24 protein-coding genes are annotated in these 26663 nt (G+C 43.0%); 20 read left to right on the forward strand and 4 right to left on the reverse strand.

Annotated elements, in window-relative coordinates:
* Positions 1–14 precede the first annotated feature (14 nt).
* From SporoP33_RS10675 to SporoP33_RS10705, 7 genes are read left to right on the forward strand one after another with little or no spacing between them, the layout of a single operon-like run.
* Positions 15–662 (forward strand): aspartate/glutamate racemase family protein, encoded by a 648-nt coding sequence (locus SporoP33_RS10675; protein ID WP_081243686.1) that lies wholly within the window; start codon positions 15–17, stop codon positions 660–662.
* Positions 659–2230 carry an OPT/YSL family transporter gene (locus tag SporoP33_RS10680; RefSeq protein WP_081243687.1) on the forward strand — a complete coding sequence of 524 codons (1572 nt, stop codon included), beginning with the start codon at positions 659–661 and terminating at the stop codon, positions 2228–2230. The genes SporoP33_RS10675 and SporoP33_RS10680 overlap by 4 nt, the downstream gene beginning before the upstream one ends.
* A 13-nt stretch (positions 2231–2243) precedes the next feature.
* Positions 2244–3290: an S-methyl thiohydantoin desulfurase domain-containing protein gene (locus SporoP33_RS10685; RefSeq protein ID WP_081243688.1), complete on the forward strand. Its 1047-nt coding sequence runs from the start codon at positions 2244–2246 to the stop codon at positions 3288–3290.
* A gap of 15 nt (positions 3291–3305) precedes the next feature.
* On the forward strand, positions 3306–4247 hold the full coding sequence (locus tag SporoP33_RS10690) for a DUF1177 domain-containing protein (RefSeq protein WP_081243689.1): 942 nt from the start codon (positions 3306–3308) through the stop codon (positions 4245–4247).
* Complete coding sequence (locus SporoP33_RS10695) at positions 4244–4915, forward strand: AroM family protein (RefSeq protein ID WP_081243690.1); 672 nt, start codon at positions 4244–4246, stop codon at positions 4913–4915. Before SporoP33_RS10690 ends, SporoP33_RS10695 begins: the two co-directional genes overlap by 4 nt.
* Positions 4916–4956: 41 nt before the next feature.
* Positions 4957–5826, forward strand: a complete 870-nt coding sequence (locus SporoP33_RS10700; protein ID WP_081243691.1) for a DMT family transporter — start codon at positions 4957–4959, stop codon at positions 5824–5826.
* Complete coding sequence (locus tag SporoP33_RS10705) at positions 5823–6734, forward strand: aminopeptidase (RefSeq protein ID WP_081243692.1); 912 nt, start codon at positions 5823–5825, stop codon at positions 6732–6734. Before SporoP33_RS10700 ends, SporoP33_RS10705 begins: the two co-directional genes overlap by 4 nt.
* Positions 6735–6910: 176 nt before the next feature.
* Here SporoP33_RS10705 and SporoP33_RS10710 read toward each other — a convergent pair whose 3' ends face one another.
* A complete protein-coding gene (locus SporoP33_RS10710; protein ID WP_081243693.1) occupies positions 6911–7984 on the reverse strand; it encodes a tartrate dehydrogenase in 1074 nt (357 codons plus the stop codon).
* A gap of 99 nt (positions 7985–8083) precedes the next feature.
* Positions 8084–8986 (reverse strand): LysR family transcriptional regulator, encoded by a 903-nt coding sequence (locus tag SporoP33_RS10715; protein ID WP_081243694.1) that lies wholly within the window; start codon positions 8984–8986, stop codon positions 8084–8086.
* A 178-nt stretch (positions 8987–9164) separates the two neighbouring features.
* On the opposite strand from SporoP33_RS10715, the gene SporoP33_RS10720 reads away from it, so the two are divergent.
* The 12 genes from SporoP33_RS10720 (at position 9165) to SporoP33_RS10775 (ending at position 21238) form a co-directional block, all read left to right on the forward strand.
* A complete protein-coding gene (locus SporoP33_RS10720) occupies positions 9165–10163 on the forward strand; it encodes a Bug family tripartite tricarboxylate transporter substrate binding protein (protein ID WP_081243695.1) in 999 nt (332 codons plus the stop codon).
* Positions 10164–10192: 29 nt separating this feature from the next.
* Positions 10193–10636 (forward strand): tripartite tricarboxylate transporter TctB family protein, encoded by a 444-nt coding sequence (locus SporoP33_RS10725; RefSeq protein ID WP_158233667.1) that lies wholly within the window; start codon positions 10193–10195, stop codon positions 10634–10636.
* Between the two features lie 22 nt (positions 10637–10658).
* Positions 10659–12164 carry a tripartite tricarboxylate transporter permease gene (locus tag SporoP33_RS10730; protein WP_081243697.1) on the forward strand — a complete coding sequence of 502 codons (1506 nt, stop codon included), beginning with the start codon at positions 10659–10661 and terminating at the stop codon, positions 12162–12164.
* A gap of 18 nt (positions 12165–12182) precedes the next feature.
* Positions 12183–13331, forward strand: coding sequence for a M20 family metallopeptidase (locus SporoP33_RS10735; RefSeq protein ID WP_196796771.1), 1149 nt, complete (start codon positions 12183–12185; stop codon positions 13329–13331).
* 188 nt (positions 13332–13519) lie between these two features.
* A complete protein-coding gene (locus tag SporoP33_RS10740; protein WP_081243699.1) occupies positions 13520–14383 on the forward strand; it encodes a YitT family protein in 864 nt (287 codons plus the stop codon).
* An 882-nt stretch (positions 14384–15265) separates the two neighbouring features.
* Positions 15266–15952, forward strand: coding sequence for an RraA family protein (locus tag SporoP33_RS10745; RefSeq protein WP_081243700.1), 687 nt, complete (start codon positions 15266–15268; stop codon positions 15950–15952).
* On the forward strand, positions 15953–16978 hold the full coding sequence (locus SporoP33_RS10750) for a TRAP transporter substrate-binding protein (RefSeq protein WP_081243701.1): 1026 nt from the start codon (positions 15953–15955) through the stop codon (positions 16976–16978).
* Positions 16979–16993: 15 nt separating this feature from the next.
* Positions 16994–17488 (forward strand): TRAP transporter small permease, encoded by a 495-nt coding sequence (locus SporoP33_RS10755; RefSeq protein WP_081243702.1) that lies wholly within the window; start codon positions 16994–16996, stop codon positions 17486–17488.
* Positions 17489–17491: 3 nt separating this feature from the next.
* Positions 17492–18778 carry a TRAP transporter large permease gene (locus tag SporoP33_RS10760; RefSeq protein ID WP_081243703.1) on the forward strand — a complete coding sequence of 429 codons (1287 nt, stop codon included), beginning with the start codon at positions 17492–17494 and terminating at the stop codon, positions 18776–18778.
* 24 nt (positions 18779–18802) lie between these two features.
* Positions 18803–19609 carry a carbon-nitrogen hydrolase family protein gene (locus tag SporoP33_RS10765; protein WP_081243704.1) on the forward strand — a complete coding sequence of 269 codons (807 nt, stop codon included), beginning with the start codon at positions 18803–18805 and terminating at the stop codon, positions 19607–19609.
* A gap of 15 nt (positions 19610–19624) precedes the next feature.
* The gene (locus SporoP33_RS10770) at positions 19625–20263 is read left to right on the forward strand and encodes a GntR family transcriptional regulator (protein WP_081243705.1); all 639 of its coding nucleotides are present in this window, start codon (positions 19625–19627) and stop codon (positions 20261–20263) included.
* Positions 20264–20374: 111 nt separating this feature from the next.
* Positions 20375–21238, forward strand: coding sequence for a YitT family protein (locus tag SporoP33_RS10775; protein WP_081243706.1), 864 nt, complete (start codon positions 20375–20377; stop codon positions 21236–21238).
* Between the two features lie 211 nt (positions 21239–21449).
* Here the strand turns inward: SporoP33_RS10775 and SporoP33_RS10780 are convergent, their stop codons facing one another.
* Positions 21450–23882 (reverse strand): DEAD/DEAH box helicase family protein, encoded by a 2433-nt coding sequence (locus SporoP33_RS10780; RefSeq protein ID WP_081243707.1) that lies wholly within the window; start codon positions 23880–23882, stop codon positions 21450–21452.
* Positions 23875–24201 carry a nucleoside triphosphate pyrophosphohydrolase gene (locus SporoP33_RS10785; protein WP_081243708.1) on the reverse strand — a complete coding sequence of 109 codons (327 nt, stop codon included), beginning with the start codon at positions 24199–24201 and terminating at the stop codon, positions 23875–23877. The genes SporoP33_RS10780 and SporoP33_RS10785 overlap by 8 nt, the downstream gene beginning before the upstream one ends.
* 289 nt (positions 24202–24490) lie before the next feature.
* On the opposite strand from SporoP33_RS10785, the gene SporoP33_RS10790 reads away from it, so the two are divergent.
* Entirely contained in the window at positions 24491–26542 is a 2052-nt protein-coding gene (locus SporoP33_RS10790) for a bifunctional diguanylate cyclase/phosphodiesterase (protein ID WP_196796772.1), read from the forward strand.
* The last annotated feature ends 121 nt before the right edge of the window (positions 26543–26663 follow it).

Consider the following 26663-nt stretch of genomic DNA (forward strand, 5'->3'; position numbering starts at 1 on the left):
AAGGAGTGATGGAAATGTTGGGAATCATCAGGGTTTTGACAACAGACGATGAAAAGATTTTGCTCGAGCATGGAAGGCGCATGTGGGAAACAGATCAAATTCAATCGATTACACGATGTATCCCAAATCAGCCAAATGGCATTTACGATCATAAGACAGAAGCAGAAGCGGTCCCAAAGATCATTTCTCTCGCTCAAGAACTCATCAGTGAACCTGGGGTCAATGCCATTACGATTAGTTGTGCCGCTGATCCGGGGCTGCAGGAAGTAAAGGAAATAGCCAATTTTCCTGTCATGGGTGCAGGTGCATGTGGGGCTAAGGCGGCTATGCAAGCAGGACAAAAAGTTGCGGTGATAGGAATTACGGATACGGTTCCGAAAAATATCAAAAATGAATTAGGGGACTGTTTTCATTCTTATACACATTCGCCAAACCTGCAAAAAACTACGGACCTGTTTACTGAACAGGCAAAAGCAGAATTACTGGCACTTGCGAATGAAAGAGTTAAATCGGGAGCCAATGTTTTATTGTTTGCCTGTACAGGATTTTCTACGATTCGCCTGAAAGCATATTTATCAAAAGCTATCCAAATACCAATTATTGATTTGGTTGAAGCGCAGGCAGCCGTATATAAGCAATTCATAAAGGAGGGCAAGGGATGAATACAAAGACAAAAATATTTGATATACCGTTTGTAATATTTTCTATAATCATTTCAATATTTGGAGCCATCATTGGGATGCAGCTGATTACATCTTTAGGAATTACGCCGAACACATCAATTATCGGTGCGCTGATAGCGATGCTGATCGCCAGAATACCCATGCAGATGTTTTATAAGTATCGGTCTATAGAGAATCAAAACCTTATTCAGACGTCAATCTCAGCGGCTACTTTCGGAGCGGCGAATAGTTTGCTCATTCCGATCGGTCTTCCATTTGTAATGGGGATGCCAGAGCTCATTACACCGATGCTGATCGGTGCAGGACTGGCTTTGTTCATCGATGTATTTATTCTCTACAAAGTATTTGACTCCAAACTATTTGGAGCAAACGAAGCATGGCCGCCTGGCATTGCGACTGCTGAAGCTCTAAAAGCAGGGGATCAAGGCGGTTCAAAAGCAAAATTCCTTGGAATCGGTATTGGAATCGGGGTAATCGGATCGTACTTTGGCATTGCAATGTCAGCATTTGGTGTGGCATTTATCGGAAACATTTGGGCGTTGCTCATGTTCGGTATTGGTCTATTGCTTCGCGGCTATTCCGTTCCAATATTCGGTGTAGATTTAAATGAATTCTATATTCCGCACGGCATGATGATTGGTGCGGGCTCAGTTGCCTTACTGCAATTCGTCATCACGCTTTGGCAGGCGAAGAAACAAAAGAATGCGCAGCGTGAAGAAGCTGACTATAGCTGCACGCGCTCAGACAGTGATGTGAAAAAAGGATTTGGCATCGGTTTTCTGCTGTATTTAGTGTCCGCTCTGATTTTAGCGGTTATTGGCGGAATCATCGGCGACATGTCTGTTACACAGACTATTACGTTTGTACTGTTTGCAGCATTTGCAGCATTAGCCAGTGAAATCATCGTCGGAATTGCAGCCATGCACTCGGGCTGGTTCCCGGCGTTTGCGGTGACATTGATTTCCTTGCTTATCGGTATGATGTTAGGCTTCCCGCCGATCGCACTGGCACTGCTTACAGGGTTTACGGCTGCGACAGGTCCAGCATTTGCTGATTTAGGCTATGACTTTAAATCAGGTGCAATCTTACGGAATCATGAAGTAAAAGCAATAGAGATATTTGGCCGCAGGCAGCAATTGAAAAGTTCATTAATCGGTTTTGGGGTAGCGGTTGTCATGGTCGCACTTTTCCATGATTCCTTCTTCGCACAAGATCTCGTACCGCCAGTAAACTACGTCTATGCTACTACGATTGAAAGCGGCTTGGGCGGAAACGTTGGCATGTTGCTTCTTCTATGGGCAATTCCAGGAGCAATTATCCAATTAATCGGCGGTCCCAGAAGACAAATGGGTATCTTATTCGCGACGGGGCTATTGATCGTTAATCCAATCGCAGGCTGGGCTGTACTTGTTGGTATCACAATTCGGTTTATTGTACTGAAAGTAAAAGGTCCAGAGGCAGAATCTGCAATGTATACCATGGCGGCAGGATTTATCGCTGGGGACGCAATCTACAGCTTCTTCACATCACTATGGAAAGCAAAGTAATGGAGGAATAATTATGACAACAAGAACACTTACAAAAGAAGATGCTATCAACGGAGTATATGGAGGCTGTATTTTAGGCGGCGGCGGAGGAGGCTGGATCTCAGATGGCTTGGAGAAAACAGAGCAAGCTTTTGCTCTCGGCTCACCTCAACTTATCACGATAGATGAATTGAAAGATGAAGATTATGCAGCCTGTGTATCACTGGTTGGTGCCCCATCTGCAAGAAATGTATATATCAATAATGAACAGCTCGTTTCAACAGTGGAACGAGTACAGCAAGAATTTTCAAAACCGATTAAAGCGCTCATGACAAATGAAAACGGCGCGGCCACTACTATTAACGGCTGGCTCCAAGCAGCTGCAACAGGACTTCCGTTTTTGGATGCGCCATGCAACGGCAGAGCCCATCCAACAGGATCTATGGGGTCTTTAAACTTATCGGAAGAAGAAGGCTACGTGTCAATCCAAGCATATGCTGGCGGAGAAGGTGCCCGGCGAGTAGAAGGTGTTATCACCAGTACGCTGGATATTTCATCAAACGTAGTGCGTTCAGTCTCCGTAGAAGCAGGCGGCATGGTAGGAGTTTGCAGAAACCCTGTATCCATTGGTCATATTAAAAAACATGCTGCGGTAGGCGGAATATCACAAGCTATTGAACTTGGCGAAGTCTTCTTCTCGGCAGAAGGCCCTGACCGGATCGAAGCGGTAGCTGCTCATTTAAAAGGCCGCGTCATTCATTCAGGCACAATCAGCCAGTTCGAATTAAAAGCTGTCAAAGGGTTTGACGTCGGCTTTGTCCAAGTGGATGATCTGGAGATGACGTTTTGGAATGAATATATGACGGTGGAGATGAATGGAGAGAGAAAAGGGACGTTCCCTGATCTCATTATGACATTTAACGCTGAAACAGGAATGCCCGTTGTCAGTGCGGAGCTGGAGGAAGGAATGAAGATCGCAGTAATTTCTGTGCCGAAAGAACATTTGAAATTAAGCTCGACGATGTTCAATGAAAAATTATTGCGTGTGATTGAACCGATTATTAACAAAACTATTCTTTGAAAAGGATGAGTACTTATGTCATTAAAATATACAATGGACGTTATGGAAATTTTAGATGATATCCATGTCAGCGGAAAACAAATAGTCGATTTATTCGAGGGATTTGAACATTGTGAAGCTTCTTATAAGACAGTTACAGGTGCTGAAGGTTCTACAGACTTCGTGAAAATCATTGTCAAAGGAACAGAAGGCCGGCTTAGCGGAGGGGAGGCTCGAACACTTGGAATCGTTGGCCGTTTAGGCGGAATAGGGGCGCGTCCTCATAGAATAGGATTCGTATCAGACGGAGATGGGGCGGCGGCAGCGGTTTCAATTGGTGTAAAACTCGCCAATATGTCGGTAAGGGGTGACCGTTTGCCCGGCGACGTCATTATTACTACACATATCTGTCCAACTGCCCCTACACAGCCACACGAGCCAGTGGATTTCATGGGATCACCAGTAGATATCCTGACGATGAATCAATACGAAGTAGTACCCGAGATGGATGCGGTTGTTTCCATCGATACTACAAAAGGAAATCGGGTAATTAACCATCGCGGAATCGCACTGTCACCGACTGTAAAGTCTGGATATGTACTGAAATTCAGTGATGAATTACTTAGAATTATGGAAATGACAACAGGGGATCTGCCGGTAACATTTGCGGTGACTACGCAGGATATCACTCCTTACGGGAATGATGTCTATCACATTAACAGCATTCTGCAGCCTGCAGTCGCAACAGACGCCCCCGTAGTAGGTGTGGCAATCACTGCTAAAACAGCTGTACCAGGCTGTGGAACGGGTGCAAGTCATGAAGTGGATGTAGCGCAGGCAGTACGATTCACTATCGAAATTGCTAAAGAATATACAAGAGGTCAAATTGAATTCTATGACAGAAAAGAATTTGAACGTTTGGAAATGCTGTATGGTTCTATGAAACATCTCCAAACACTAGGGAATGAAGAAGCATGACAAAGAAAATCATAGGTGTTTTGACAATCGGACAGTCGCCGCGAACGGACGTGACTCCATTCATTCAATCCTATATGGGGCCAGACGTCACGATTATAGAAAGCGGAGGATTAGACAGCTTGACGGAAGAATCTATTCATTCTGTTGAACCTGAAGACACTGATACTACCTATATTTCCAGATTGCGAAATGGCCAGTCCGTAAAAATCGGGAAAAGCAAACTCCTCCCTTTATTGCAGAAAGAATTAACCGAACTGGAGAGTAAAACGGATATTACATTAATGTTATGTACAGGTGATTTTCCCGCATTGCGCACGAAAAATCCTATTATCTATCCCGATCAAGTGCTAAATGAAATGGTTAGGGCTATGTCACCGTCATGTCCGCTCGGGCTGATCATTCCATTAGAAGAGCAGAGAGAGAAATTGCTGGCGAAATGGGATCAGCAAGGGCTGAAGCTGCTTGCAGAAGCAGCATCGCCCTATGAAAAAAGTGATATCGCAGGAGCTGCACTTGCACTGCAAGAGCGAGGTGCCAGTATGATTGTGCTTGACTGCATGGGCTATGATGAAGAGCATAAATTGGAGGCTGTAAAGAGCAGCGGGCTGCCGGTGATTTTGCCGCGTGCACTGGTTGCCCAAGTCCTGTCTGAGTTTGTGTCTGAATAGACCCGGTTTTCCGGGTCTTTTTTACATGGGGGGGTAGTAACATGCCAGTTATCGCTTTATTCTTGCTCAGCGTACTGTGGGGCTCGACATTCTATTTTACTAAGTTATTATTACCAGACTTCCATCCAGTGTCTATTGTATTTTATCGCTGCATATTTGGCGCGCTGACATTATTGCCATTTTATCTAATGAAAAAAGAAAAAGGAAAATGTACTTGGGACGAGGTTCCTTTACTGTTGGGAATTCCTTTGCTGAGCGCAGGGATACCGTGGATACTAATGAGCATCAGTTTGCAGAACTTAGACACGACGATCAGTGCAGTGTTAAATGCAACGGGTCCGATATTTGGTGTGCTGCTTACTATGATTTTATTAAGAGAACGTGTAGAAAGAACAGCCATTATTAGTGTCATTGTTGGCTTCACGGGGATTTTCATTGCTTTTGCAATTGGTTCAGCAGAGACGAAAAGCTTTCAGGCAGGGAGTGCGATTATATTGCTTCTGGCTGTGAACTTTTATGCGTTATCGTCTGTGTTAACAGGGAAGTTCTTAACGAAGTATTCAGTCGTGACCATATCCCTTTGTTCTATGACGGCTGGCATCCTCTTTTCAGGTCCTATCATGCTGGCGGCGGATCCAGGCAGCCTGCAAGGATTTACAGACAGTCAAAATTTCTGCTGGTTTTTGCTGCTGGGCGGAGTCAACTCGGGTATAGGAAATTTACTTTTTTATTATATAGTGAAGTCTGGCGGAGCCATTTTTGCGCTTTCGATTACGTATTTGATGCCTATCACAACAATTTTTTTAGGTTATTTTTTATTGAGTGAACCAGTAGGCCTGGGAACCTTTATTGCGTTAGTATTTGTGTTATATAGTGTATATTTATCAAAAAGAAAGGGTGCAGCAGAATGAATAACTTTCAACAAACAGTTTCTAAGCTAATGGTAAATAACTTTGAAGTAACAAAAGACATCAATGTGTTAGTTCTAATGGATAAGAGTACTGAGGAATTGGGTAAGAAATTTGCAGATGCCCTGCAAGAAGATGGCTGGAAAGTACGTGAATATTGCATGGAAGATCGCACGAGGTCCGGAGAAGAACCTCCTCAGGAAGCTGCAGATGAAATGTTGAAATATGATCTGGTGTTTTGTTTGACGAAGCATTCATTGACTCATACAGTCGCCAGAAAGAATGCCAATACTCATGGAATCAGCGTCATTACAATGCCGGGTATTACCGAAGATATGTTTTTAAACGGTGCGATGTCCGCTGATTACAGCCGGGTGGAAGAGGAAACGTTTAGTATGACGGAGAGATTAACAGAGGCGAATACGGTTACTATTCAAACAGGGGAAGCGCATGAACTAGTCATACCAGTAACCGGCCGTGACGGAGTACCAAGCACAGGGGTATTCCGCGGACAAGCGGCGTCTGGAAACCTCCCGTCTGGCGAAGCATATATTGCGCCGCTTGAAGGGGAAGCGGAAGGAAGAATTGAAATAAACGGATCAATTTCGGGTATAGGATTAGTGGCGGAGCCTGTACTATTAACGATAGAAAAAGGCCGGTTAATTGACGCCAGCGGAGAGGACGGAAAGAAATTGCTGGACCTGCTGGGTGATGGAGACGGAAGGTATTTATGCGAACTAGGTATTGGGACAAATCACGCAGCTCGTTTAACCGGCAATATTCTTGAAGATGAAAAAGCGTATGAAACAATCCATGTCGCATTTGGTTCCAATCATACATTTGGCGGAAAGATTAAAACAAATGTGCATATTGATTGTGTGACGAAAAATCCAATAGTAAGTTGGCAATAATATTCATAAATAAAGTTTAGTCAATTCTGTTAGTGGTCAAAAGATTACAGCAAAAGAAGTTGAAGCTCAAAACACGAGCCGCAACTTCTTTTTTTGCGGACAGGTTATTTCAGCTGGTATACCACTCAACAGAAGAGATCAAAGAATTAAGCACATGACCGGGATGAATTTCATCGTTACACATATTTAGATTCAATTATATCTAATATTGCATTTCCTACTTCTATTGTACTCGCGCTGCCGCCTAAATCAGGAGTCAGCGCAGACTTTGTCGTCAATAACTCCTCAATGGAATCCAGCAACAGTTTTCCAAGGTCTTCATATCCAAAGAAATCGAACATTTGACTGGCTGACCAGATTGCTGCCAATGGATTCGCGATATGCTGTCCGGCAATATCGGGCGCGGAACCATGCACTGGCTCAAACATAGAAGGGTAGCTCTTTTCAGGGTTAATATTCGCTCCGGCAGCGAGACCCATTCCGCCAGCAAGTGCGGCACCCAGATCGGTTAAAATATCACCGAATAAATTGGACGTCACGACAACTTCAAACCGCCCCGGATCTTTAATCATCAGCATGGCCGCGGCATCAACGAGATAGCTTGCCGTCTGAACATGCGGATAGTCTTTACTCACTTCTTCAAACACTTCGTCCCAAAAAACCATCGAATAATTCAGCGCATTTGCTTTACTGATGCTCGTCAGTGTCTTCCCCATAGCTGAAGCAGTTTCAAATGCATAGCGAATGATGCGCTCCGTTCCTTTGCGCGAGAAGACGCCTGTCTGCAGTACGACTTCTTCTGGCTTCCCTTTAAACAGCCAATCACCGGCACCCGCGTATTCACCTTCACTATTTTCGCGAATAAACAGCATGTCGATCGTTTCCTTCGAACCGTTTTCAATCGGACAAGGAGCTCCATTCAATAGCTGGATCGGCCGAATATTCACATACTGATCAAACTGCTTTCGGATAATCAAGAGCAAATCCCATAAGGAAATATGATCCGGAACCCCCGGAAAACCGACAGCCCCTAAATAAATGGCATCGAACTTCTTCAACTGTTCCATCCCGTCAGGCGCCATCATACTTCCGTGCTCCAGATAATATTCACAGCCCCACGGAAAATACGTGAACTCAAAGGACAGGCGGCCATCCAATTCCGCTGCCTTTTTCATTACCTTTATGCCTTCATCAACCACTTCCGGCCCAATCCCGTCTCCGGCAATTACCGCAATGTTAAATGTTTTCATGTTTCAACTCATTTCTGTTTATCATTATATTCCGTTAATAGATTATCATGGGTAATTCCATTTGTGTATAAGTTATTTTAGAATCTTAATTATATTTGATTAATGAATATCCAAAATTTTTACTATTTCTTTTGCTACTTTAATAAAATGTTCCGCTGCTGCTTTTTTCACGCCGTTTTTGGAGGTCACTAAATTTAATTTTGAATAAAGAACCGGATCAGACAGCTCCAAAAGCGGGGGAAGATCCATTCCATCTAGTTTTGAGAAAGCTTCGGGACAAAATGCCACGCCCATACCTTTCTTTACCATATTGAGCATAGGTAAAGTTTCAGTTCCCCAATAAATGATGTTCGGATTAAATCCGCGAATATGACATTCTTCCAATATATCTTCAGAGATGCCATGACCGAAAGTTGTATGCTGCATAAAGAACTTCTCATCTTTTAGTTCATCTAATGTAATGGATTTATTGTCGGCCAAAGGATGGGAAGGCGGAAGGGCTACCAGCAATCTCTCAGATAATAAAGGAATCGTATGCAAGTCTTCTTTATTAAAAACATTACGCAAAATTCCTATGTCCATCTTATGATGACGTATTTGCTCCAGTATATAGGCCGCGTTGCCTTCCTTGACATGGATAATAATCGGTATATCCCGTTCATTAAAGTAATGAACAACTTCGGGAATGATTGTTAGATTTGCAATAGTTGAAGACCCGATCGTAATATGTCCGCCTTCACCTTGATGATGTTCATGAATTTCTTGAATAATTATTTCTGCAGACGCCAATAACTCTTTTCCGCGCCTATATAATAACCGTCCGGTATCGTTCAGATACATCCTTTTCCCGATTCTGTCGAATAAATTGACGCCTATTTCATCTTCAAAACCTTTGATTGCCGCACTTAACGGCGGTTGGGTAATATTTAGTGCTATGGCGGCTTTTGAAATGGTGCCGTGTTCAACAACTGCCATAAAATACTTTAGTCTTTGAATATTCAATGAAGCATGCCCCCTTATTCCTTATATACGAAAAAGATATATAGAATACACTTAATATATATTTTACATTTATACGAACACCATATATTATAACACTACGTTTAAATTTTCTGAAACCTTACCTAGGAGTTTCAGAAAAAGAGCGCATAAATTTTAAAGAAAAAGAGGAGGAAATAAAATGATTAAAAATAGTAAAAAGCTTATGATGCTTTTTCTTACATTGGCACTTGTTATTCTCACTGCCTGCAATAAAGATAGCGGAAGTGAAAGCGCTTCATCGGGTGATTTGGATTATCCGAAGCGCCCGATTAGTTTGATAATCCCTTATGGTCCCGGGGGAAGTGCGGATGTACAAGCCCGCTTGATCGGTCAATCTCTGCAAAATCAATTAGGGCAGACGGTTAACGTGGTCTCTAAACCTGGCGGCGCAGGAGCAACAGGAATGAACACGCTGAAAGGATCAAAACCAGATGGCTATACAATTATTCTAACGGCTGTCGGACCTTCTACATTGACGCCAAATGCAAATGACGTGGGATATAACGTGACGGAAGACTTTTACCCGATTGCTCAGATTTCTGAAGCACCGTATGGCATAGCAGTTAATTCGGATTCAGGTATCAATTCTCTGGATGAACTTCTGCAATTTGCAAAAGAAAATCCAGGACAAGCTACGTACGGAACTACTGGTGCCGGATTGCATCAACACGTTGTTACTGCTGAATTTTTAAATCAGATTCCAGATACAGAAATGGAGCACGTTCCATTCGATGGAGGGGCGGAGGCTGTCAGTGCATTACTTGGCAATCATATCACGGCTTCAGTAAATACTATTTCTGAGATTACCCCTCATGCAGAAAGTAACGCACTTAAAATTCTTGCGGTAACTTCAGATGAAAGATTAGAGAATCTGCCTGACGTGCCAACCTTTAAAGAATTAGATTATGAATTGGTTGGTCAAGGTGCTTGGTTTGGTTTCATGGCACCTAAAGATACACCAAAAGAAATAGTAGACAAATTGGATGAAGCAATTAAAAATGCATTGGATGAAGACAAAGTAAAGGGGCAGTTCCAAAATGCGGGACTTCCAATCAACTATCTTAACTCTGATGAATTTAAAGAAAAAGTATCAAATGAAAATGAGAAGAATGGAAAAGTAATTCAGTCGTTAAATTAAAATAACACGACATAGGTGGTATGGAATCTATGAAAAAAGAAATTAGTGATATTTCTACAGGTATAGTTTTATTGTTGTTTTCAGTGATTGGTTATTTTTTCTCTTCAAAGTTAAAAGTAGATTCTACTATTAAATACGGGCCGGATTTCTTTCCCAAATTGGTCTTCCTGTTAATTGCGGTTACCTCTGTTATTTTACTAATCACCGCAATACTGCGTTTCAAGCGCAGTAAAGACGTAATAGCCTTTAATGGAAAGACAGTCTTTGGAGTAGTTCTATTCATTATTGTGCTGCTCGGCTATATAGCATTATTCTTTCAAACGGGGTTCATTATTTCAACCATAGTATTCCTTTTTATTGGGCAGTGGTTATTTGGAATTCGGAAGATTCCAATCTTGATCGCTACGTCTATACTGTTGCCGTTTGTTTTATATTACGTGTTTACTTTCCTTTTCAAAATTCCATTACCTTAAACTTTAAAAAGGAGGGGATACTGTGTCCCCAGATATTATTGCAGGATTACTATTCGCTTTGGCTCCGGTCGCACTCCTTGCTAACTTAGCAGGAGTTGCACTGGGCATTGTATTTGGAGCATTGCCCGGGCTCACAGCGACAATGGGGCTGGCATTATTAATACCGCTGACATTCGGAATACCGCCTATCGTTGCGTTCAGTGCATTGCTGGGCGTGTATGTTGGAGCCGTCTATGCCGGTTCTATCACGGCTATCCTCGTTGGAACACCAGGAACTGCAGCAGCAGCGGCAGCACTATTGGAAGGGCCGGCATTGACAAAAAGAGGAGAAGCGAAAAAGGCACTTACCATGACGACTGTTGCATCTGTAATTGGCGGAATTTTCAGTTGTGTGGTGCTGATTCTCATTTCACCGCAATTAGCAAAGTTTGCTTTAACGTTTGGACCTCCAGAATATTTTGCTTTGGCAATTTTCGGCTTATCGATAGTGGCGGGCGTATCGGGGAAGTCACTATTAAAGGGCGTTATTGCAGGCTTAATAGGATTAATCATTGCTTCTATTGGACTAGATCCGGTTAAAGGAACAGAAAGATTTACTTTTGGCAGTGTAGATTTATTAAACGGAATTAACGTGGTACCTGCTTTGGTTGGGTTATTCGCAATTTCAGAAGTCTTGACAAGGATGGAAGGTAAAAGCGAGCAATTGCAAAGTAAGATAGGGTCGACTTCTATTGGCCTAAAGATGTCAGAGTTGAAAAGAAACTGGTTTAACTTGCTTCGTTCTTCAGCGATAGGAACATTTATAGGGATTATTCCGGCAACAGGATCAGGTGTAGCTTCATTCGTTGCTTATAATGAAGCAAAACGTGCCTCAAAAGATAAATCCCAATTTGGAAAAGGAAACGTAGATGGTCTGGCTGCAACTGAATCTGCTAATAGTGCAGTAACAGGCGGAGCATTAGTACCGCTGCTGACATTAGGAATTCCAGGTGATGTAATCACGGCAGTAATGCTTGGTGCATTGATGATACAAGGCCTGACACCGGGCCCTATGTTATTTACAACAAATGCCGATGTGATTTATGGAATTTTCATGGCATTAATTGTAGCGAATATCTTTATGCTCGCATTGGGACTTGGAGCCACTAAAATATTCCCGAAGTTATTGCGCATACCGGAAGGAATTCTAATGCCGGTGATTGTGGTGCTTTGTGTATTAGGTTCATACTCCATCGCCAATTCAATGTTTGATGTAATGATCATGCTGATATTTGGATTGTTGGGCTATGTGATGCTAAAAGTCGAATTACCTCTGGCTCCTTTACTGTTAGCCATGATTCTGGCACCTATCGCAGAAACAAACTTCAGAAGATCTATGTTATTGTCCCAGGAAAGTTTAAGTATCTTCTTCACAAGACCAGTCAGTGCAGTCATTTTAGTTATCACGTTCTTCGTATTTGGAAAAATTATATTTAATGAATTCAAAAAGTACACGCTGGCAAGGAAATTAGAAAAGGAAAGTGATTAAATTATGAGCGCGCAAGTCATGACAAAGCTTACCGAATACCTGGCTGCAAATGAACAAGAAGCCCTGGACTTTCTCAAGTCAATTGTAAATACAGACAGTTATTCTTACGATAAAGCAGGCGTCAATAATGTAGCCGCAAAGATTATGGAATTGCTTGACGGCAAAGGGATTTCCTATGAAGTAAGAGAAAATGAGGAATTCGGAAATCATATAATCGCTACTATTAAGGGGCCAAAAGACGGGAAGATCCTACTGATGGGTCATATGGATACGGTCCATCCGGATGGAACGACAAAAGACAGACCGTTCGCCGTAGAGGGAAATCTTCTGCGCGGACCCGGAGTATCAGACATGAAAGCCGGCTTGGTGACGATGATTTATGCAGCTGCAGCGCTGAAGGAATTTGCTGTTGATGATTTATGCGATATTGAAATCTTGTTTACACCGGAAGAAGAAATTGGTTCCCCGATTTCGAGAGCAGTTATTGAAGAAAGAGCTAAGGATGCATTAGCAGTTTTTAATCTTGAAGCAGGGCGACCTGATGGTTCAGTTGTCACCGCAAGAAAAGGATCTGCTCATCTCAAAATTGAAGTAGAAGGAAAGGCATCCCATTCAGGAGCATTTATTGAAAATGGAATTAGTGCGAATGATGAACTTGCGTTAAAGATGATCAAAATTAAGGAACTAATGAATAATGATAAGGATGTAACCATTAATATTGGCATCATCCAGGGCGGTGTCAGCAACAATATGGTATCGCCGCATGCATCAGCTACGGTCCATTCAGGATTTTGGAAAACAGAAGATTTTGATGAAGTGTATAAAGAAATCGAAAAAATTGTAAATACATCATATATTCCAGGAACGAAAAGCAGTTTATCAGGCGGGGTCAGTATTTTGCCAATGGAATATAACGATGGCATAGCGAACCTTTACGAAATTGTAGAAAAGTGTGCGCAGGACATGTCATTGCCAATCACAGAGCAGAAAACAAAAGGGGCCGCTGATGCAGGATTTGCCTCATCGATTGGAATACCTACAATATGTGCAATGGGTCCCGTAGGCGGTAACTGGCATGCAGCCGATGAGTATATGGAATTGGATACATTTCTTCCGAGAATGGAATTGTTAATGCGATCGGTTCTGACATTTTCCAGAAGTATTTAATCGATAAATTGGCAGAAGGAGAAGTAAACAACCTTCATCTTCCTTTATGGACCATTGAAAAATTAATCGAAATTCTTGTCATAAGCGAAATATATGTCTGTCATCTACTGGTCCTCATCTTACAACAGGTGAGGGCCATTTTATGTACACAAAAACTCATCACCTGATGAGACAGAAGGGGTGTAGTAATGAAACAGAAATGGATCGATTATACAGCCTTGATTGCGGGCTCATTGCTTTTCGCAATTGGAATTAACTACTTCGCAATTCCAAACATGCTGTCTGAAGGCGGCGTGATTGGACTTTCCATTATCGCGCATTATGTATTTAACTGGTCAACGGCTGCTGTCAGTCTTGTGTTGAACTTGGTCTTAATTTTGGTAGGCTATAAATTTTTAGACAAAAGGTCGTTTATCTATACATTGATTACAACTGTTTTCATGTCGGTATTTTTGCAGCTGAGCGTCCATTGGGGAGTGAAATTCAGCGATGACACGCTCTTGGCTGCATTGTTTGCCGGGCTGTTCGTGGGCATGGGCCTTGGAATTATTTTCAGAGTCGGCGGAACCTCCGGCGGGGCAACCATATTGGCCAGACTGATGTCCCAATTGCTAGGCTGGAGTGTAGGTAAATCCATGCTGGTCATTGATATCGCAGTCATCTTGCTCTCGGTTTTCGTTATAGGAATAGAAAAGGCGATGTATACATTAGTGGCTGTCTATGTCGGGGCGATTGTCATTGATAAAATCGTTGGCGGGGCAGACGATCGAAAAGCTGTGATGATTATCTCTAATCACCAGGAAACCATTCGACAGGAACTGCTGACTACTATGGGAAGAGGCGTCACCATCCTCGAAGGCCGCGGCGGCTACACAATGGAAACAAAAGATATTTTGTATGTGATCATTAATCAGTCAGAACTCGTTCAGCTGCGACGCATTTTACAGCATACCGATGAAGAAGCGTATGTCACGATCAACAATGTACAGGAAATATTCAAAAGGGGCTTCAAGAAGAAGTTAGACAAAAAACACTTTGCACGCATTGGGTAAGCGTGCAAAATGTCGTAAAAAAGTTTGTGCAAATGTGTAATCTTCAGGTGCTGCGGGGTATTCAACAGCACCTGAAGTTCGACTGGAAAACAACTAATACTAGCGCTGTCCGTATATCAAAGGGCGATAAAATACCCCGTTTTAACATAATCCATATCAGACCCCTCCATAACCCACCTGCGGAAACACCAATCGAAATAGCTCCATCCTTTTATTGATGAAATTTACAAACGAAAATTAATAATCTTTGTATCGGCGTTTCTGTAATCATAGAACCTTCGTCAAATTTAGCGTGTTTACTAGCTAAAAATGTCCGGGGCTAACACAAAGTGTTTACATATGAGTTTGGGTGCAGTCGTCGCTAAGTAATATGCAGCAGCTGCTTTTTGCCTTCTAGGGCTAAATAAAACAAAGATTCGATTCCAAACTCTATTTCACCACCTCTTGATAAGTAAAGCATTGAAATATTGGAGCTGCCTATAGTTCATCACTTAGTAGTTCTAATCACTCAGTAAATAAAATTTTCTGAATAATTTTTCAGAATTTTTACCATATTAATATATTAATGTCTAAATGAAAAGTTCTTCTAAAAACAAGAATTTCATAAAAAAGCCCTTGATTGTTGAACAAGTGGAAGCTGGAGGATTTTCTGTGTACTTATCATACGTGCAGGCTTTCTTTCTGCTCCTGTTATAAAAAATAGGGTAAAAGTAGTTCTGCATTCTATTGATTGGTAATTTTCAACATTATACATAAAACAAATGAAAGCGCTATCTTTAAATAACTAAATATTCGTAATAATCACAAAGCACTATTGTTTTTGAGATAAATTAACCGTAATATTCTACTTGTATACAAGAAGTATTCGAGGAGGAATGGAAGATGAAAATATTAAACCGTGTAGAAAATAGTAAATTAACGAGTGAACTTAAGGAACGATTCAGCAAGGTAGAGCCAGCGACAATTGGACACCACTTACATTATGGATTTATGGATCCAAGAATTAAAAGTATGTTTGAAAATGTAAGCGTTGTCGGTACCGCATTTACAGTCAGAACAAGTGTAGATGACTCTACTATGGTACATAAGGCAGTGAGTTTAGCTGAAGAAGGAGATATCTTGGTCATTGACCGGACAGGCGATGTTAAACATGCTTGTGTTGGAGAAATGGTTGCATATGCGGCCAATGTAAGAAAGCTCGCAGCTATTATCATCGATGGACCTTGTACGGACATTCAAGCGCTACGTGAAATTGGACTTCCTGTCTTTGCTACAGGATTATCACCCATCACAACGAAGCTTTATGGTGAAAGTGGAGAAATCAACACATCTGTACAATGCGGCGGTGTAAGTGTAAATCCTGGTGATCTGATTGTCGCGGACGATAATGGGGTACTGGTTATGCCGGCAGATTTGGATTATGAAGAAATCCTTGCAAAAACTGAAGCAAGCGAACAGAAGGAGCCAAATACGAAGAAATTGCTGGACGGTGGAAAAGTTCTTTCCAGTATCACTAGAGCAGATGAATTAATCGATGCATACTATTCTAAAATGGAAGGCGGAAAATAAATGAAAAGACTTCTTACAGTAATGCTAGTGTCGGCTTTTGCACTACTTGTAAGTGCTTGCAGCGGTGGCGAAGCTGACGGCAGCTCGAAGAATGGTTCGGAAAAAGCAGTCGTATTAAAGATGGGAACCAAAATGCCGCAAGATACCGCTGAAGGTCAAGGGTTTGAGCATTTTGCTGAACTAGTTAACGAGAAGAGTGACGGTAGCTTACAAGTAAAAGTTTACCCTGCAGAGCAACTTGGTAAAGGAACAACGCAAATAGACAATATGCTGCTTGGGACTCAAGATATGTACGCTGAAGGTGCAAATTACTTCCAGGATTTTGATGCAAGAATTGAAGTTGGAAGTGTGCCTTATCTGTTCAGGGATTTTGAACATTACCAAAAGTTCAATACAGGCGAAATCGGAAAAGATATTGAAGAGAACTTAATTGAAAACGGAGTTAGAATCTTGAATACTGAACGGAACTTTAGACGCGGCCCATACCGTGTCATGTTGTCAAAAGAACCAGTTAAGACAGTAGAGGATCTAAAAGGATTGAAGTTACGGTCGTTTGAATCTGCGTTCTATTCCTCTGCTTATAATTCTGTAGGAGCAAAGCCTACAGTAATTGCTTGGACTGAGACGTATCTTGGTTTGAAACAAGGTCTTGTAAACGCAGTTACATCGCCAATTTCATTAGTATGGCCAATGAAGTTCACGGAAATTGCCCCATATATGACGAATATTGATGAATATCCACAAGATGTCGTCATTGCAATCAGTGAAGACAAATACTCCGAGCTATCTGAAGAACATCAGAAAATCCTTGTAGAGGCAGCTAATGAAGCAGGAGAAGAAGCGACGAAATTAACGCTTGATGAAGTTGAAAAACATATGCAAATGATGAAAGACGATCATGGAATTGAAGTCTTTGAAATTGATAAAGATGAATGGGTAGAAGCATTTTCCGATTACCACTACCAACTTGAAAAAGAAGGCAAGATCCCTGAAGGTTTCGTAGACAAGATAAAATCTATTGAATAATGAGGTGGACTCCCAGTGAAAAAGATACTCGATACAGTCGCAAACATCTATTTGTTCATCGCTTTACTTTGCTTCTTCGCTTTGATTGGGATCTTGTCGACAGAGATAGTGCTGAGATACTTCTTTAGTCATTCACTGGACTGGTCACAAGAACTATTCTCTATCTTAGTCTGCTGGATCACATTTTTAGGATTTGGAAAGATAGTGGTGGATAAAGAAGACATCGCGATTACATTTCTGGTCGATAAATTCAGTTATGGAAAGCAAAGAATCATTAATATGATTAACAGTTTATTATTGTTTATTGCTTCCGCTACGATGTTCTTCTTTTCATTGAAGCTGACAATTTCACATCTTGAAAAGACAACAGTTATTATGAAAGCACCCTCAGCCTGGTTTTATGCACCGCTGGTATTGATGCTGGCTCTAGTGGTTGTAACGGCGGCTTATGGAATTTTCCGCTCAATTAAACCAGCGCAGCATCTAGTCTCAGAAGAGGAGGTGGAATAACATATGCTATTAGCAATTACATTGTTTTCGGTATTCTTCCTGTTGCTGCTGTTCGGATTCCCGATTTCCTTTGCTATGGCACTCTCGACAATTGTAGTGCTGGTCATGGGGGGGTATACAACGGAAGTGTTACCGCTTATGTTGGTGGAAGGAATAAAAGGCTACACGCTTTTATCAGTGCCACTCTTCATATTAGCCGGTAACTTAATGAACTCAGCCGGTATTACGCAACGTATTTTTGCTTTTGCATCCGCTCTAATCGGTCATATTAGAGGGGGGCTGGCACAGGTAAACATTGCGGCCAGTGTCATATTCTCCGGGATTTCAGGAACGGCGGTAGGCGATCAGGCAGGTCTTGGAGCGATTGAACTTAAGGCGATGACAGACAAAGGATACCAAAAACCTTTCAGTGCTGCTTTGACATTAGCATCCTCTGTAATAGGGGCGATTATTCCGCCAAGTGTGCCTCTGATTATTTACGCATATCTGGCTGAAGTTTCTGTCGAAAAGCTGTTTATTGCCGGTATTATTCCTGGGCTATTAATTGCAGTGACATTATCAATTTATGTATATATTGGTGCTGCGAGAGGCACGATTGTCACTCCTCCAGCAGAGCCATTTAAACTACAAACACTTGGACAGACATTTAAGGACGGATTCTTTGCAATTCTTGCTCCGGCGGTTATACTCGGCGGAATGCTTGGCGGGGTCGTAACACCGACAGAAGCGGGTGCAATCGCAGTTGTGTACTCTATATTCTGTGCAGCCGTCTATAAAGAATTGAAATGGGATACGATGAAAAAAGGGTTCGTTGACAGTGTCGGTTCAACTGCACTCATTATGTTCCTTGTAGGAATCGGTACAGCTATGGGATGGGTCATCTCGGCTGAACAACTCCCTTACTTACTTTCTAACTTCCTGTTGGACTTAACGGACAATAAGTATTTGATGCTGTTAATCATCAACGTAATGTTGCTGGTCCTTGGAATGGCTATGGAAGGGATACCAATTAAGTTAATTTTATTGCCGATTCTATTGCCGATTATCGATAGTTTGGGTATTGATCGTATTCACTTCGGTATCGTCATGTCCTTTAACTTGTTGATTGGGATGGTCACACCACCTGTAGGCTTAGGTCTTTATGTTATGAGCAGGGTGGGGAAAATCTCGTTTGAAAGTATTGTGAAAGCAATATTGCCGATGTACATTCCATTGTTCATCGCATTACTATTAATTACGTATTTCCCTCAGTTATCACTATGGCTGCCGGAACTACTGGGAAGTAAATAATAAGATACCAGGAGGAATGTCGAAATGAAAACAGCAGTTATTCAGTTGAATACACGAGACAATAAGAAAGAAAACTTAGAGAAAGCAAAGAAGTTTATTGAACAGGCGGCTAATGAAGGCGCAGAACTAGTTTCCCTTCCGGAGTACTTCAACTTCATGGGGCCTGAAGAACAGAAGCCGGGAGCGGCAGAAGTAATTCCAGAAGGCGAAACTACTACGATGCTGACGGAACTGGCAAAGAAACACAGTATCTTCATTCACGCTGGAAGTATTCTGGAGAAGCATACTGATGAAAAGTCATATAATACGAGCCTGTTTATCGGGAAAGACGGCGAGTTGCTTGAAACGTATAGAAAAGTGCATCTCTTTGATATTGGTATCGAAGGAAGAGGAACATATAAAGAATCAGATACAGTGCAAGCGGGAGAGTCTACTAAAATGGTTGATCTGCCGATTGGAAAAGCGGGATTGAGTATTTGTTACGACTTGCGATTCCCTGAACTTTTCAGAAGTTATGCCTTTAACGGTGCGAGTGTTCTGTTTATTCCGGCAGCTTTCACTTTATATACGGGAATGTTACACTGGGAAGTATTACTAAGAGCACGAGCAATAGAAAACCAATGTTATGTTGTGGCAGCCGGACAGTTTGGAACTAATGTGCCTGGAAAAGCCTGCTATGGAAGCAGTATGATTATTGATCCTTGGGGAACAGTTGTCGCACGGGCTCCTGAAGGAGAAGGGTTCGTTATGGCGGATATGGATGCTGAAACTGTTAAGAATGCTAGAGAAAGTATTCCTTGCCTCGACCACAGACGACCGGCGGTTTACTAATCGTGTCAGGATGAGGTGACTATCATTTCAAAGCCAAAGTATTTAAATGATAAAGCTTATGCACAGATTAAGGAACTGATTATTAAGGGCGAATTAAAAGGTCCCATGGTATCCGAAAATGAGTTAGCAGACTTACTGGGTATGAGCCGAACTCCGATCAGGGAAGCATTATTAAAATTGGCTTCTGAAAATTTTGTTGAGATTTACCCGAGAAAAGGAATCTATATCAAACAAATGACAGTTGCAGAAACGAACAATGTCATGGATGTACGGCTGGCCATTGAGTTATTCTCAATAGAAAAGCTATCGGCTGTTTTCGCTGAAGAACATCTGGAGCGTTTGGAAGCCCTCGTTGAGGAACAGCAAAAGATTTATGAAGAGTCTAAAGTCTACGAATTCATCAAATCCGATCTGGAATACCATTCCTATTTATTGCAGCTGACCGGCAATGACTACTTCGTGAAAATACTTGGCAACGTCAGTGATAGGTGCTTTCACCACGGAATGAAAATTTTTCAGGATCTCAGCCGGATTCAAATGTCCATAGACGATCATATTCTAATAAACGAAAATCTGAAAAAACGTGATTTCGATATGGTTAGATCCGTTATGGAGCAACATATATTGAAGGGTAAACAACATTTCTTGTCTTAACGTGAAATAAACGTCTATCATCTACTGGTCCTCATCTTACAACAGGTGAGGACCATTTTATGTACACAACAACTCATTTGGTTCACCTGATGAGACAGGAGGGGTGTAGTTATGAAACAGAAATGGATCGATTATGCAGCCTTGATTGCGGGCTCATTGCTTTTCGCAATTGGAATTAACTACTTCGCAATTCCAAACATGCTGTCTGAAGGCGGCGTGATTGGACTTTCCATTATCGCGCATTATGTATTTAACTGGTCAACTGCAGCAGCCAGTCTCGTGTTAAACTTGGTTTTGATTTTAGTAGGCTATAAATTTTTAGACAAAAGGTCGTTTATTTATACACTGATCACGACTGTTTTCATGTCGGTATTTTTGCAGCTGAGCGTCCATTGGGGAGTGAAATTCAGCGATGACACGCTCTTGGCTGCATTGTTTGCCGGGCTGTTCGTGGGCATGGGCCTTGGAATTATTTTCAGAGTCGGCGGAACCTCCGGCGGGGCAACCATATTGGCCAGACTGATGTCCCAATTGCTAGGCTGGAGTGTAGGTAAATCCATGCTGGTCATTGATATCGCAGTCATCTTGCTCTCGGTTTTCGTTATAGGAATAGAAAAGGCGATGTATACATTAGTGGCTGTCTATGTCGGGGCGATTGTCATTGATAAAATCGTTGGCGGGGCAGACGATCGAAAAGCTGTGATGATTATCTCTAATCACCAGGAAACCATTCGACAGGAACTGCTGACTACTATGGGAAGAGGCGTCACCATCCTCGAAGGCCGCGGCGGCTACACAATGGAAACAAAAGATATTTTGTATGTGATCATTAATCAGTCAGAACTCGTTCAGCTGCGACGCATTTTACAGCATACCGATGAAGAAGCGTATGTCACGATCAACAATGTACAGGAAATATTCAAAAGGGGCTTCAAGAAGAAGTTAGACAAAAAACACTATGCACGCATTGGGTAAGCGTGCACAGTGTCGTAAAAAAGTTTGTGCAAATGTGTAATCTTCAGGTGCTGCGGGGTATTCAACAGCACCTGAAGCCCAATTGAAATAATCAAGACGAGCAAAGATTCATAATCGGCAGGGCTGTTCTTGAATAAATGCGAAGCTGAGGAAGAGTGCCTATTGAGTTCAAGGATAGTAGTTATAGAATAACAGCAGCAAAGTGGAAAGCTTATATGTCAGCACTCTTTCTTTCAAAATACCAATGCAGGCGATATTCACAAATCTCCTTCACCCAGCCGTACAAGATTTCCTCGTGCTCCTCTGCAACATCTATCTTAGGTATGAACATCCCGTCCTCAAACACAATCTTGCCTTTAGAAGCCCCGCTCCACTTCGTCATCGGCATGGCAGCAATCAGTTTGGCTATCTTTTCTTCATTATATAGCCGGAGTGATTTGCCTTGTTTATCCGACAGATCTGCATCACGGCGATAGGGCTTCTCCATCAAATACGCATGGAAAAACGGCGCAGCTTCTTTTGGGGTGACGGGCTGATGCCAATTGGCAGGTCCTCTCGTCAGCATGTACTTTAACAAAATCATCTTATAGCTTTTCGTCATTGTCGTCTTGTTCACTTCAATTAGCCAATCTTTATGCTGTGTAAGAACTTCTTTCTCCAAATCATTCAGTTCATCAGCATATTTCAGGAGTAGCGGGTACGTCTTGAATTTTTGCTGGATGGCTTTTGCATCTTCAGTGGCTTTCAGATGGTATTCCAGATAGGAAGGGCGGTGCCCCAGTTCAGCTTTTAGTTCAAAATAGGCAGTAATCAGCCGTTGCTGGACAGGTTCATTTTGTTTCATAGCTTCAAGCAGATCAACGACAGCCGTTTCAAAATGAAATTCAAAATAACTCGGTTCACTGAATGTCCCGCTGCTGATCTTCGCCGGCAGCTCGTTCGACTCGTTGAATACTTGGAACTTTTTCCGGGCATTGCGATAGTTTCCAATCAGGTCAATGATTACGCAGTGTGACTTGCCTGGCGCGATTCGTAAACCGCGGCCGATTTGCTGCGTGAAGACAGTTAATGATTCGGTAGGGCGGACGAATAATAAAGTATCGACGTTCGGGATGTCGACGCCTTCATTAAATAAGTCGACGGTGAAGATCATATCGAGTTGACCAGTTTCCAGCATGTTTCGGGCTGCAATGCGTGTGTGCCGGTCCGTGCCTCCGTGCAGCGCAAGTGAACGGAAGCCGGCTTCTGTGAAGTAGTCGCTTAGGAAACTGGCTTGTTTAACGGAAGAACAGAAGGCGATGGTGCGGGTTTTCTTATGTTCGTTCCATGCAGTGATTACAGCTTCCGCGTAACTGTCCCGCAATTGCAGCCGGGACAGTTCCTCTTCGTCATAGCGGTTATTGCGCCATTTCAGCTCGCTGTAATCCGTTTTGTCCAGTACACCGTAATAGACGAAAGGGGAAAGCCAATTTTGCCGGATGGCGTCCAGAAAGTGGATAGAGATCGCTTCATTGCCGTTGCACAGGCTGTAGACATCTTTATTGTCGAGCCGGTCCGGTGTGGCGGTGAGGCCGAGCAGAAATTCTGGCGTAAAGTAATCCAGGACGCGTTCATATGTAGTGGCCGCCGCATGATGGAATTCATCCACGACAATCAAATCGAACGCGGCTGAAGAGAACTTCTCCAGATGGTATTGTCTGGCGAGCGTCTGGATAGATGCGAAAACAAATTCTGTGTCAGTTTCTTTTTGCTGGCCGTTATAAATACCGCTCGTCCGGTTCGGAAAAACGCGCGAGAAGGAAGCTTGCGCCTGTATCAGCAGTTCTTCACGATGGGCAATGAAAAGTACGCGTTTGAACGATTCAGCGAAGAACGCGGCTAGGTATGTTTTACCGAGTCCGGTAGCGAGAACAGCGAGCGCTTTTTCATAGCCATTTTTGACAGTTTCATTTAGAGCAGCCAGCGCAAGTTCCTGTGCAGGCCGCGGTTCCAGTACAGCTGACTCATACGTGGCTGCGGGATCGGTGAAACTTTCGGCGGGTGCATGTTCAGCCGGACCAAATGTCATTTCGATTTCGGTCGCGGCTGTATATGGCTCCCATATAGAACTGAATGGCAGTTTTCGATTGGTTTCGTCATATCGCTGCCGGTATTGTTCGATTTGATTCTCATTGATTGCTACGGTGTTCGGCGACAAGAACATTTCTGTAAATGCGCTGGCAGAGGTCTCGAAAATATCTTCATCTGCAGACGACGGCGCGTAGAGATTCCACTCGATTCCATTAGTTAATGCGGATTTAGAAAGATTCGAGGAGCCGATGATCACGGCAGCGCTGTCTGCTGACTTAAATAGATAGGCTTTCGGGTGAAAGGAAGTGCCGCCGCTCTCCATCATCCGAAGTTCGGCGCCCGGCAATCCATCGTACAGTAAAGTAAGGGCATCAGGCTGAGTGATGGATAGATAATCGCCTGTCAGGATCTTGATTTCTGCGCCGCGAATGGCAGCATCACGAAGAGAGGGAAGTACTTCCTTAACGCCTGACTTCATCATAAATGACGTCATCCAGTAGATTGTATCTGCTTCTGCAGTCAGTTGTTTTAAGTCATTCACCAAGTTTTTCGTCAGCAGCCGCAGTTTAGTCATCTTGTACTTCCACTAGAAAAATCCGGTCTGTGAATCCGCCGCGTGCACTGGCTTTTTCGGCGCGCACCGTTTCCAGCTCCTCAACTGTCACGCCATGATGATTGGCAGCCGCATGGATCAGTTCCAGTAAGTCGGACAGTTCTTCCACTGCTGCTTCTGCTGTATCGGCTTCTTCATACTCCGCGAGCTCTTCGTGCATTTTCTTATTCAATTCAGCAATGTATTGCGTCTCATTAAGTGTCTGGGTTACACATGTCTTTCCATCGGCTTCGATAATCTGTGGAATCAAGTCACGTACAAGTTTATTGTAGATAGGCATAAACTCTCTCCTTTAAGCAGTAATTTCCTGTATTCTACCATACTGCGGCGATAGAAGTACGTACACTTTGTACATCTGTTGCGATCCCTTACAAATAAAACATAATGCCAGCAGAAAGTTACTAAAAACAGGGAGAAACACCTCCATATTACTCGGAAATAAATTGACTATACTAGTAAAATAGTAAATAATAGTAGAATAAACTTTTATGTATAACGTTTACCATGAGTAGTTAGAATCACTATAAAGTATGAATCTCCCTTTTATATGGGTTGAGGAGGTGGAACGGATGTTTAGTGCACCAGACTACCAAGAACTATCACAATTAACCGGTTCCTATTCGCTGGAAATGAACATATTGTCCATTCTGGTAATAGTGTTCGCTTCCTTTACGACGCTTAATCTATATGACCGGATGCAAAAACCCAGCTTTTTCAAACGGGAAGTCTGGCTTGTGCTGGCTTCGCTGGCACTCGCATTCGGAATATGGTCTACACATTTCCTGGCGATGAATTCACTCGTGCTGCCCGTAGAAATGCATGTAGACTACACATGGGGATTCCTTTGTATTCTGCCGATATTTTTTGCGGCGTTGCTGGCATTCCATCTTGTGCAGACCCCGATGAAAATATGCTGGCGTCATGCGGTAGCGGCGGCGCTCATAGCAGACGGGATGAGCATCATGCATTTACTCGGTATGAAAGCGATGAAGATGGATGTGTACATCAGCTATAATTGGTTGCTGATGATACTGGCAAACGTAATTGCCGGGTTGTTGACCTATTTCGCACTTCGGGCGATCAGTCATCCGAAACGCGCGGTGTTATCGAAAGTGTCAGCAGTCGCGTTTCTGACTGCCGGAACAGCAGCCGTGCACTTTATCGGAATGTTCGGAACGGGCTTTTACATAGAAACTGGACAAGCGTTAGGTGAACCCGTGATGCATATGCATTTCATGAATACATTAATAGGTGTCGGAGCGGGTTTGCTGCTTGTTGCGATGCTATTGGTTTCATATGTAGACGGTTATTTGGATTATTGGCTAAAGTATTTTGACGTATTGACAAAACTTCCGAACCGCCGGAATTGGGAGCGTTGTTTAACCGATGACGTGGCAGCGGGGGATGTGGCAGTCTGGAATTTCCCTGACCTTCAGCGGATCAATCAATTATACGGCTATGAAGCGGGGGACGAAATCCTGCAGGAAATTGGCTCGCTGCTTGCGAAGTGGAAACCTACATTCACCGAGTTGTACCGTGTCAGCGGGAACCGTTATTTGTTTTATGTCAAGCAGGCAGGACGTTACGCAGATTTTCATAAGTTTTTAGTCATTATGCAGCGGGAAATCGATCAATTGCTGCCGATCAAACGGCAAGAGATGCGCTACGTTTGCGGGGTGGCAAAAGCCGATCAGCATAAATCAGTCAAGCAGTTGTATAAAGAGGCGATGATGGTCGTGGAACAGGCAGCGATTACACGTGAGTGGGGCTTGCTGACGTTCGATCCTGCCATCCACGGTATGTCTTATGAGCGGGATGTATTGCGTGATATTTCCAAGGCGCTCAAGGAAAATCATATTTCCCTCGTCTATCAGCCGAAAGTGAAAGGTGCCCATGCTGAATTTGTCGGGGTCGAAGCGTTGCTGCGCTGGATGCATCCGGATCTTGGGCCGATTCCGCCTGCCACGTTCGTTCCGATTTTAGAGCAGGATGGACGGATGGGAGAAGTGACTGACTGGATCATCCGGGAAGTGTGCAGACAGATTCATAACTGGGATTCCCAGGGCACACATATACCTCAGGTAGCCATCAATATACCGGGGGAGTATGTGACAGATCCCCATTTGCTGGACTTGCTTTGGAAAGAAACCGGTGCGTATAAAATCGATCCAAGCCGTATTGAGCTGGAAATTACAGAAACAAGTACCGCGAAATCGATTCCGCAGGCGATTGCTGCTATGAAGCGGTTCAAGCGCTATGGTTTTTCGGTGGCTCTTGATGATTTTGGAACAGGCGTATCATCGCTTTCCTATTTGCAGCAGCTGCCGATCACGACGCTGAAAATCGATAAATCTTTTACAGACGGGGTGCCAGCACCGCCAAAGAAATGTGCCGTGCTGAATGCCATCCTGGCGATTGGCTGCTCGATGGATTTGGCTGTCGTCATTGAAGGGGTAGAGCGGCAGAAGCAAGCGGAGTTTCTGCTGGAACTAAAGTCTGATTTAACTTTTCAAGGGTATTACTTTTCAAGGCCGCTGACTGTTCCGCAGCTGAATGACTGGGTGGCAGAAGCAATGAAGCGCAAGAAATCTCCGAATCTAAGCGCATTCCCAATAAAATGAAGCGGGCAGATAGATTCTTCTGAAATTACGTAGATTCCCAGACATCCTGTATGGTATAGTAGTCCTATACATCGACAAAATATGGATATGGCGTATAAGTATAAGGAAATAGATTAAATTG

Source organism: Sporosarcina sp. P33, assembly GCF_002077155.1.
Lineage (GTDB): Bacteria > Bacillota > Bacilli > Bacillales_A > Planococcaceae > Sporosarcina.